This is a genomic window from Sphingomonas sp. Leaf412, assembly GCF_001425405.1.
Classification (GTDB): domain Bacteria; phylum Pseudomonadota; class Alphaproteobacteria; order Sphingomonadales; family Sphingomonadaceae; genus Sphingomonas.
Window position 1 is genome coordinate 1,386,391 of the sequence record NZ_LMQP01000003.1, and the last position, 9,084, is coordinate 1,395,474.

Sequence of the window (9,084 nt, forward strand, 5' to 3'; positions counted from 1 at the left end):
TGGTGACGACCGTCCCCGCCTTCAACCGACGCCGCCTTCAACCGATCTGCCCGAAGCACCACCGCAGGATCGCCTTCTGCGCATGGAGCCGGTTCTCCGCCTCCTGCCAGATCAGCGATTGCGCGCCGTCGATGACGTCCGCGGTCACTTCCTCGCCGCGGTGCGCGGGCAGGCAGTGGAGGAACTTCGCATCCGGCTTCGCCTGCGCCATCAAGGCGGCGTCGACCTGATAGGGCATCATCGCCGCCAGCTTCGTCTCCGCCTGCGCCTGTCCCATCGAGATCCACGTATCGGTGACGACCACGTCCGCGCCCGCCACCGCTTCGCCCGGCGTCGCGACGACGCGCGCGCGACCGCGGCCCAGCGCGACGTCGCCGTCGGCGGGCATGAACCCCTGCGGACAGGCGGCGACGACGTCGAACTGCATCAGCCCGGCGGCCTCCATGATCGACGCCAGCACGTTGTTCCCGTCGCCCAGCCACGCGACCTTCAGGCCGGGCAGCGCCTTCCCCTGTTCGATGATGGTCAGCAGGTCGGCCATGATCTGGCACGGGTGCGACGCGTCGGTCAGGCCGTTGATGACGGGGACGGTGGCGTGATGCGCCATCTCCTCCACCTTCGCATGATCGTCGGTGCGGATCATGATCGCGTCGACATAGCCCGACAGGACGCGCGCGGTGTCCGCGACGGTTTCGCCGCGGCCAAGCTGCATCTGCCCCGCGTCCATCACGATCGCGCTGCCGCCCAGTTGCCGGATCGCCATGTCGAAGCTGACGCGCGTGCGGGTGGAATTCTTCTCGAACACCATCGCCAGCACATGGCCCGCCAGCGGCGCGTCGGCATCGACGCGGCCCTTCGGCCAGCCGGTGCGCGCGGTCTTGCGGTCGAGCGCGTCGGCCAGCATCGCGGCGATCGCGTCCGGTCCCGCGTCGGACAAATTCAGGAAATGGCGCAACATCATCATACCTCCCCCGGAGGGGGAGGGGGACCGCCGGCGAAGCCGGTGGTGGAGGGGTATTTTCCTCCAGCGCACCGCCCGTGGCGACTACCCCTCCACCATGCCTCCGGCATGGTCCCCCTCCCCCTCCGGGGGAGGTATGGGACCGTCAATCGTCGCTCGCCGGCACGAACACGCGCGCGCCGTCGCTCATCCGCTGGACGAACTCCTCGACATGCGCGTCCTCGATCACCAGCGGCGGCAGCACGCGGACGACATTCTCGCCCGCCGACACCGTCAGCAGCCCGTGGTTGTCGCGCAGGTGCGCCACGAACGCGCGCGCATCCGCCTCCGGCTTCAGCTTCACGCCCAACATCAGGCCCTTGCCGCGCAGGCCCGGCTCGAACAGGTGATCGTGGTTCGGGATCATCTGCTCCAGCGCGGCGCGCAGGCGCTCGCCCATCGTCGTGACATGATCGAGGAAGCCGTCGCCCTGGATCACGTCCAGCACCGCCTCCCCCGCCGCCATCGCCAGCGGATTGCCGCCGTAGGTGGAGCCGTGCGTCCCGAACACCATCCCCTTCGCCGCTTCCGCGGTGACGAGGCACGCGCCGAGCGGGAAGCCGCCGCCGATGCCCTTCGCCACGCTCATGATGTCGGGGGTGATGCCGTAATGCTCGTATCCCCACATCTTGCCGGTCCGGCCGTAGCCGCACTGCACCTCGTCCAGCACCAGCAGCAGGCCGTGCTCGTCCGCCGCCTTGCGCAACCCTTGCAGGAACGCGGGCGTCGCGGCGGTCACCCCGCCCTCGCCCTGGACCGTCTCGACCATGAAGCCTGCGGTATGATCGTCGATCAGCGCCAATGCGGCGTCGAGATCGTTGAACGGGGCATAGGCGAAGCCGGGCAGGAGCGGTTCGAACCCGTCGCGCATCTTCGCCTGGTTCGTCGCGCTGATCGCGCCCATCGTGCGGCCGTGGAAGGCGTTGTTGAACGTGATGAGCGTGTGCCGCTGCGGATTGCCGTTGGCGAAATGATAGCGGCGCGCGGTCTTGATCGCGCATTCCACCGCCTCGGTCCCCGAGTTCGTAAAGAACACGGTGTCGGCGAAGCTGGCGTCGACCAGCCGTGCTGCGAACCTCTCCCCCTGCGGGCTGCCGTACAGGTTGCTGACGTGCATCAGCGTCGCGGCCTGATCCGCGATCGCCTTCACCAGCGCGGGATGGCCGTGGCCCAGCGCGTTGACCGCGATGCCCGCGGCGAAGTCCAGATACTTCTCCCCGCGCTCGCCATACAGGTAACACCCCTCCCCTCGCACAGGCCGCACGTCGCACCGCGGGTAGACGGGCATGAGCGCTGGCATGGACACGGGGTTTCTCCTTGAAATAGCGAGGGCGGCCCGACAGGACCGCCCCGGAGAAGCGTGATAATGGCCGGAAGGGCGCGCCACAACCCCGGGGTACGGTCGCGTCGCGCGCACCCGTCACCCCGGACTTGATCCGGGGTCTATCGTACCGCGAAAGGAACGCCGTTTGCGCTCGCGGCACGATGGATGCCGGGACAGGCCCGGCATGACGGCGTGCGCACCTCACGCGTCGATCGCGTCTTCCTCCAGCCGCGCCGCATTCTCCTGGATGAAGGCGAAGCGGTGCGCCGGGTTCGTGCCCATCAGGCGGTCGACCAGGTCCTTCACGCCCGCGCGCTCCTCATATTCCTGCGGCAAGGTGATGCGGATCATCGAACGCGATTTGGGGTCCATCGTCGTCTCGCGCAGCTGCGACGGGTTCATCTCGCCCAGCCCCTTGAAGCGCGCGACCTCCACCTTCTTGCCCCGGAACGCGGTCTTCTCCAGTTCGGCGCGATGCGCGTCGTCGCGGGCGTAGAGCGATTTCGTTCCCGCGGTCAGCCGGTACAGGGGCGGCTGCGCGAGGTGCAGGTGCCCGCGCCGCACCAGTTCGGGCATCTCCTGGAAGAAGAAGGTCATCAGCAGCGTCGCGATATGCGCGCCGTCGACGTCGGCGTCGGTCATGATGACGACGCGCTCGTAGCGGAGGTTATCGGGCAGGCAGTCCTTGCGCGTGCCGCAGCCCAGCGCCTGGACGAGGTCCGCGATCTCCTGGTTCCCCATGATCTTCGCTGCGGTGGCGCTGGCGACGTTCAGGATCTTGCCGCGGATCGGCAGGATCGCCTGCGTCTTGCGGTCGCGCGCCTGCTTCGCCGAACCGCCCGCCGAATCGCCCTCGACGATGAACAATTCGGTCCCTTCGGGACTGTCCGCGGCGCAATCGGTCAGCTTGCCGGGCAGGCGCAGCTTGCGGCTGGACGTCGCGGTCTTGCGCTTCACCTCGCGCTCCGCCTTGCGGCGCAGGCGTTCGTCCATGCGGTCGAGGACGTAGCCCAGCAGCGCCTTGCCGCGGTCCATGTTGTGGCTCAGCCAGTGATCGAGGTGGTCGCGCATCGCCTTTTCCACCAGCCCCGCCGCCTCGGGCGAGGTCAGCCGGTCCTTCGTCTGCGACTGGAATTGCGGGTCGCGCACGAACACCGACAGCATCAGCTCGCTGCCGACCATCACGTCGTCGGCGGTCAGGTCCTTCGCGCGCTTGTTGCCGACCAGCTCGCCGAACTGGCGCAACCCGCGGACCAAAGCCTGGCGCAGGCCCTGTTCGTGCGTGCCGCCGTCGGGGGTCGGGATGGTGTTGCAATACCAGCTGTAGCTGCCGTCGCTCCACAACGGCCAGGCGACCGCCCATTCCACCTTCCCCTGGCTGTCGGGAAAGTCCTGCGTGCCCGCGAAGAATTGCGCGGTCGCGCATTCGCGGCCCGCGATCTGTTCGCGCAGGTGATCGGCCAGGCCGCCGGGAAACTGGAACACCCCCTCCGCGGGCGTGTCGGTCCCCTCCACCAGCTCGGGCGCGCATTTCCAGCGGATCTCGACGCCCGCGAACAGATACGCCTTCGACCGCGCCAGCCGGTACAGGCGTGCGGGCTTGAACGACAGTTCGGGGCCGAAGATGTCGGTATCGGGCGTGAACGCCACCGACGTGCCGCGCCGGTTCGGCGCCGCCCCCACCGTCTCCAGCGGCCCCAATGTCTGCCCGCGCGCGAACCGTTGCCGATACAGCATCCGGTCGCGCGCCACCTCCACCACCGTGTCGCTCGACAGCGCGTTGACGACCGATACGCCGACGCCGTGCAGCCCGCCGCTGGTGGCATAGGCCTTGCCCGCGAATTTGCCGCCGGAATGAAGCGTCGACAGGATGACCTCCAGCGCGCTCTTGCCCGGGAACTTCGGGTGCGGATCGACCGGGATGCCGCGGCCGTTGTCGACGACGGTCAGGCGGTTGCCGGGTTCCAGCGTCACCTCGATCCGCGTCGCATGGCCCGCTACCGCCTCGTCCATGGCGTTGTCCAGCACCTCGGCGGCCAGGTGATGCAGCGCGCGCTCGTCCGTCCCGCCGACGTACATGCCCGGGCGGCGGCGGACCGGCTCCAGCCCCTCCAGCACCTCGATCGCGGACGCGTCGTACGCGGGCTGTCCGGCGGGGGCGGAAGCGAAGAGGTCATCGGCCATGACGCGGGCATAGCCGGAACAGGGCGCGAACCCAAGCCCGCGCACCGAGGCGGTGTCACCCATGCGCCACACCGATCCACAGTAATGTTTTGCAACGCAACCGCGGCGGGGCGGGCGCCGTTCCTCGCCCGAATTCGACAGACGGAGAAGACATGTGACGAAGGCGTTTGTGATGGCCGTGGCGGCGATGACGGTGGCGGTTCCCGCCATGGCGCAGGACGGGACCGACGCGGGCCAGACCGGTTTCAACGGCATCTACGTCGGCGCGGCGGGCGGTTATGACGTGCAGGGCAACGACGGCGGGTCGATCCTGTTCGATCGCAACCTCGACGGCCGGTTCGGCGACACCGTGCTGACCGGCACGGGCGGCAACGCCTTCGCCCCCGGCTTCTGCAACGGCCGCGGCGTGTCGGCCAATGCGCCGGGGCGCACCTCGGCGGGCAATCCCGCGGCACCCGCGGGCGCGGGCTGCCGCAACGACGAGGACGGCTGGGCCTATTACGGCCGCGTCGGCATCGACCAGCAGATGGGCCGGATCGTCGTCGGCGTCGTCGGCGAATTCGGGAAGACCGAGATCAACGACCAGGTCACCGGCTTCTCCTCCACCCCCGCCAATTACGTGATGTACCGCAGCATCAGCTGGGAAGCGGGCATCCGCGCGCGCGCGGGCTTCACGCCCAACGACCAGACGCTGTTCTACGGCACGTTCGGCCCCGGCTATGCCCGGATCGACCGCGACTTCACGTCCAGCCAGAGCACGAACAGCTTCACCCAGTCGGGGAAGAAGAACCAGTTCGGCATCCAGGGCGGCGGCGGCGTCGAGCAGAAGATCGGGAACAACTTCTCGGTCGGTCTGGAATATCTGTACCACCAGTATCAGGACAACGACTTCCGCGTGCGCGCGGCGGGTCCGGCGGGAACGCCGTTCACCAACGCGGGCAACGGCGGCACCGTGCAGGGCACCGATTTCCGGCGCTCGGACGACAAGTTCCGCTGGCATTCGATCCGCGCCACCGCGGCGTTCCGCTTCTGACACGGACGGCCCGCATCCGTCGCGACGGATGCGGGCCTATTCCGCCGCCCTGATCGCCTCCAGCGCGTTCAGGTAGCGTCGGCTCCCCTCCCCGCCCACGATCTCCCAGCGCACGCCGCGACGTTCCAGCTCGCGTTGCGACAGGTCGAAGAATTTCTGGCGATCGCTCGCCCCGCCGAACATCCGCGTTCCGTCCGCCTCCCACGGCAGGTCGATGTCGAACAGCAGGTACAGGTCGGCGTAATTGTCCCACTTGTCGAACCACGGATCGCGGCGCGCGAACATCATGTCCGCCCACACCGCGCTCATCAGCGGATCGGTATCCATCACCACAGGTACGTCGCCCCGGGCCAGCGCGGCGCGGCCCTTCATGTCCTGCGCATGGGCGATGACGATCAGGTCCGCCATCGACAGATCGGTGCCGTACCGCTCGCAATAGGTGCGGCCGAATTCGGGGACGACGGTGCCGCCGAAATGGTCCGCCAGCCGCGGCGCGATCGTGGATTTGCCGGTGCTTTCCGGCCCGTGCAGGCAGATGGTGCGCAGGGTCATGCCGCCGCGATCCCCGCCGCGGACCGCGCCCGCGGGCGCGACCAGCCGACCAGCCCAGCGATCGCGAGCGCGAGATAGACGACGTACAGCGCCGCCAGCATCGACAGCCCCTTCGCCAGGTAGAGCGGGATCGACGCCAGGTCGACCGCGATCCACAGCGCCCAATTCTCGATCCGCCGCCGCGCCATCAGCACCTGCGCCGCCACGCTGCCCGCCGCGATGGCCGCGTCCCACCACGGATAGGAAGCGTCGGTCCAGCGCTGCATCGCGCCGCCCCACAGCAGCGCCGCGGCGACGATCCCGATCGCCCAGGCGGCGCGCGACGCGGGCGTCATCCACCCCACCGCGATCTCCCCGTCGCGCGCCCGCGCCGCGCGCCATCCGGCCCATCCGTACAGGTTCGCCGCGACGAAGAACCCCTGCAACAGCGCGTCGCTGTACAGTCGCGCGTCGAACACCACGACGCCGACCAGCACGACCGATCCGATCGCGGTCGGGAAGGTCCATACGCTGCGCATCGCCGCCAACGCGACGCAGGCGACGCCCAGCAGCGCCGCGATCCATTCCATGACCGTCATGACCGCGGCCCGTAACCACGCTTGCCCTCCCGCGCCAACGCTTTACGACTCCCGTGCGACAAGCGGAGAGGTGATGGGATGCGGCACGTCGCGGTGATCGGCTCCGGCCCGGCGGGCTATTATACCGCGGAGGCGTGTCAGAAGACGTTCGGCGAGGGCGTCCGCGTCGACATCCTGGATCGCCTTCCCGTCCCCTACGGCCTGATCCGCACCGGCGTTGCGCCCGATCACCAATCGATCAAGGCGGTGTCGCGCCGGTACGAGACGACCGCGCTCAGCGACAACGTCCGCTTCGTCGGCAACGTCGCGGTCGGGCGCGACGTGTCGGTCCCCGAACTGCTGGACCTGTACGACGCCGTGGTCCTGGCCACCGGCGCGCCGGACGACCGGTCGCTGGGCGTTCCCGGCGGCGATCTGCCCGGCGTGATCGGATCGGCGGCGTTCGTCGGCTGGTACAACGGCCATCCCGATTTCGCCGCGCTCGCCCCCGCCCTGCACGGCCCCGGCGCGGTGATCGTCGGCGCGGGCAACGTCGCCTTGGACGTGGCGCGCATCCTGGCGAAGACCGCGGACGAATTCGCGGGCTCCGACATCGTCGGCCACGCGCTCGACGCGCTGGGCGATCATGCGGTCGAGACGATCACGATCGTGGCGCGCCGCGGGCCGCACCAGATCGCGATGACGCCCAAGGAACTGGGCGAGCTGGCGCACCTGCACCGCGCCGCCGCGATCGTCGACGCGGACGACCTGCCCCCGGCGGCGGACGATGCCGCGCTCGATCCGGGCCTGCGCAAGTCGGTGGCGCACCTGCGCGCCTTCGCCGCGGCGACGCCCGACAAGCCGATCCGCGTCGTGTTCGACTTCTTCGCCCAGCCGGTCGGGATCGAGGGCGACGGGCGCGTCGAACGCATGATCGTGGAGCGGACGCGGCTCGATGCGGACGGGCGCGCGGTCGCGACGGGGGAAACCTATGCGATCCCCGCGGGCATCGTCGTCAGCTGCATCGGCTATCGGACGCCGCGGGTGGAGGGCGTGCCGTATGACGCGAACCTTGGCCGGTTCGCGAACGAGGAGGGGCGGATCGCACCGGGGCTGTATGCGGTCGGCTGGGCACGGCGCGGTCCGACGGGGACGATCGGGACCAACCGGCCGGACGGTTTCCTGATCGCGGACCATATCGCCACCGACATCGGCGACGATTCGGGCAAGCCGGGACGCCCCGGCCTGGACGCGCTGCTGTCCGGACGCGGCGTCGACGTCGTCACGTTCCGCGACTGGCAGAATATCGAGCGGGCGGAGATCGCGAACGCGCGCGCGGGCGCGCCGCGGGAGAAGTTCACCGCCATCGACGCGATGCTGGGCGCGCGGGAATAGATCGGGGAAACACCGCAATGGTCGGGGCGATAGGATTCGAACCTACGACCCCTGGACCCCGAGACCAGTGCGCTACCAGACTGCGCCACGCCCCGACACATTGCGGAAGCGGAGCGCCTAGACGCCCGCCGGGCGCGTCGCAAGCCTAATTTGCCCGCGCGCCTCGGTTTCGTCGTTCCCAGGGCGCCCGTCGCGCTCGATGTTCTCCCGCGAAGGCGGGAGTCCAGTCTGGGTCCCCGCCTTCGCGGGGACACAAATGGGCAGCGGACGAACGCCTCATTCCGCCCCGTAGAACAATTCCCCGATGCGGATCTCCTCGCGCCCCTGGCTGACGCGGTGCGCGTTGCTGTCGCGCAGCGAATAGACGCAGCCGCAATATTCCTGCTGGTAGAACCGCTCGCGCTTGCTGATCTCGATCATCCGCGCCGCGCCGCCGCCCTTGCGCCAGTTGAACGTCCAGTAGGTGAGGTCGGGATAATGGCCCGCCGCGCGCTCGCCCGATCCGTTGATCTGGTTCATGTCCTTCCAGCGCGAGATGCCGAGCGACGACGTGATGACGGGGAAGCCGTTTTCATGCGCGTACAGCGCGGTGCGTTCGAACCGCATGTCGAAACACATGGTGCAGCGCTCGCCGCGCTCGGGCACCCATTCCAGCCCCTTGGCCCGCTTGAACCAATTGGCGGTGTCGTAGTCGGCGTCGACGAACGGCACGTCGTGCTCACGCGCGAAGCGGACGTTCTCCTCCTTGCGCAGGAGGTATTCCTCCTTCGGATGGATGTTCGGGTTGTAGAAGAAGATCGTATAGTCGATCCCGCTCGCGGTCATCGCCTCCATCACCTCGCCCGAGCATGGCGCGCAGCAGGAATGGAGCAGGACTTTCTTCTGCCCCTCTGGCGGGGTCAGGACGGGGCGGACGAGATCGGTCATGGGGCGTCGTTACCATAACCTCCCCGGCACGGGGAGGGGGACCGCGCCGCGCAGCGGCGGGGTGGAGGGGGATCGCCACAGGCGGTAGCGTTGATGGCTACCCCCCCCCCCC

8 protein-coding genes and 1 tRNA gene are annotated in these 9,084 nt (G+C 69.0%); 2 read left to right on the top strand and 7 right to left on the bottom strand.

The features are described 5' to 3' along the window. Positions 1–37: 37 nt before the first annotated feature. From argF to parE, 3 genes are all read right to left on the bottom strand, one after another. Positions 38–958, bottom strand: a complete 921-nt coding sequence (gene argF, locus ASG29_RS13795; protein ID WP_200932467.1) for an ornithine carbamoyltransferase — start codon at positions 956–958, stop codon at positions 38–40. Between the two features lie 148 nt (positions 959–1,106). Further along, positions 1,107–2,306, bottom strand: a complete 1,200-nt coding sequence (locus tag ASG29_RS13800) for an aspartate aminotransferase family protein (protein ID WP_055984951.1) — start codon at positions 2,304–2,306, stop codon at positions 1,107–1,109. A gap of 219 nt (positions 2,307–2,525) precedes the next feature. After that, the gene (gene parE, locus ASG29_RS13805; protein ID WP_055984955.1) at positions 2,526–4,508 is read right to left on the bottom strand and encodes a DNA topoisomerase IV subunit B; all 1,983 of its coding nucleotides are present in this window, start codon (positions 4,506–4,508) and stop codon (positions 2,526–2,528) included. A gap of 154 nt (positions 4,509–4,662) precedes the next feature. On the opposite strand from parE, the gene ASG29_RS13810 reads away from it, so the two are divergent. Continuing rightward, positions 4,663–5,541: an outer membrane protein gene (locus tag ASG29_RS13810; protein WP_321163198.1), complete on the top strand. Its 879-nt coding sequence runs from the start codon at positions 4,663–4,665 to the stop codon at positions 5,539–5,541. Positions 5,542–5,577: 36 nt separating this feature from the next. Here ASG29_RS13810 and ASG29_RS13815 read toward each other — a convergent pair whose 3' ends face one another. Together ASG29_RS13815 and pnuC are read right to left on the bottom strand one after the other, a co-directional pair. Beyond that, positions 5,578–6,093, bottom strand: coding sequence for an AAA family ATPase (locus tag ASG29_RS13815; protein WP_055984961.1), 516 nt, complete (start codon positions 6,091–6,093; stop codon positions 5,578–5,580). Continuing rightward, complete coding sequence (gene pnuC, locus ASG29_RS13820) at positions 6,090–6,671, bottom strand: nicotinamide riboside transporter PnuC (protein WP_055984964.1); 582 nt, start codon at positions 6,669–6,671, stop codon at positions 6,090–6,092. The genes ASG29_RS13815 and pnuC overlap by 4 nt, the downstream gene beginning before the upstream one ends. Positions 6,672–6,749: 78 nt before the next feature. Between pnuC and ASG29_RS13825 the strand changes: the two genes are divergently transcribed. Beyond that, the gene (locus ASG29_RS13825) at positions 6,750–8,045 is read left to right on the top strand and encodes an FAD-dependent oxidoreductase (RefSeq protein ID WP_055984971.1); all 1,296 of its coding nucleotides are present in this window, start codon (positions 6,750–6,752) and stop codon (positions 8,043–8,045) included. An 18-nt stretch (positions 8,046–8,063) separates the two neighbouring features. Here the strand turns inward: ASG29_RS13825 and ASG29_RS13830 are convergent. Both ASG29_RS13830 and ASG29_RS13835 read right to left on the bottom strand, forming a co-directional pair. Continuing rightward, positions 8,064–8,140, bottom strand: a tRNA-Pro gene (locus tag ASG29_RS13830). Positions 8,141–8,321: 181 nt separating this feature from the next. After that, positions 8,322–8,972 (bottom strand): epoxyqueuosine reductase QueH, encoded by a 651-nt coding sequence (locus ASG29_RS13835; RefSeq protein ID WP_055984973.1) that lies wholly within the window; start codon positions 8,970–8,972, stop codon positions 8,322–8,324. Between the last annotated feature and the right edge of the window lie 112 nt (positions 8,973–9,084).

Excerpts from the sequence above, each read along its gene's own strand:
- argF (WP_200932467.1), bottom strand. The coding sequence starts at position 958 with ATGTTGCGCCATTTCCTGAATTTGTCCGACGCGGGACCGGACGCGATC.
- parE (WP_055984955.1), bottom strand. The coding sequence starts at position 4,508 with ATGGCCGATGACCTCTTCGCTTCCGCCCCCGCCGGACAGCCCGCGTAC.
- ASG29_RS13815 (WP_055984961.1), bottom strand. The coding sequence starts at position 6,093 with ATGACCCTGCGCACCATCTGCCTGCACGGGCCGGAAAGCACCGGCAAA.
- pnuC (WP_055984964.1), bottom strand. The coding sequence starts at position 6,671 with ATGACGGTCATGGAATGGATCGCGGCGCTGCTGGGCGTCGCCTGCGTC.
- ASG29_RS13825 (WP_055984971.1), top strand. The coding sequence starts at position 6,750 with ATGCGGCACGTCGCGGTGATCGGCTCCGGCCCGGCGGGCTATTATACC.
- ASG29_RS13835 (WP_055984973.1), bottom strand. The coding sequence starts at position 8,972 with ATGACCGATCTCGTCCGCCCCGTCCTGACCCCGCCAGAGGGGCAGAAG.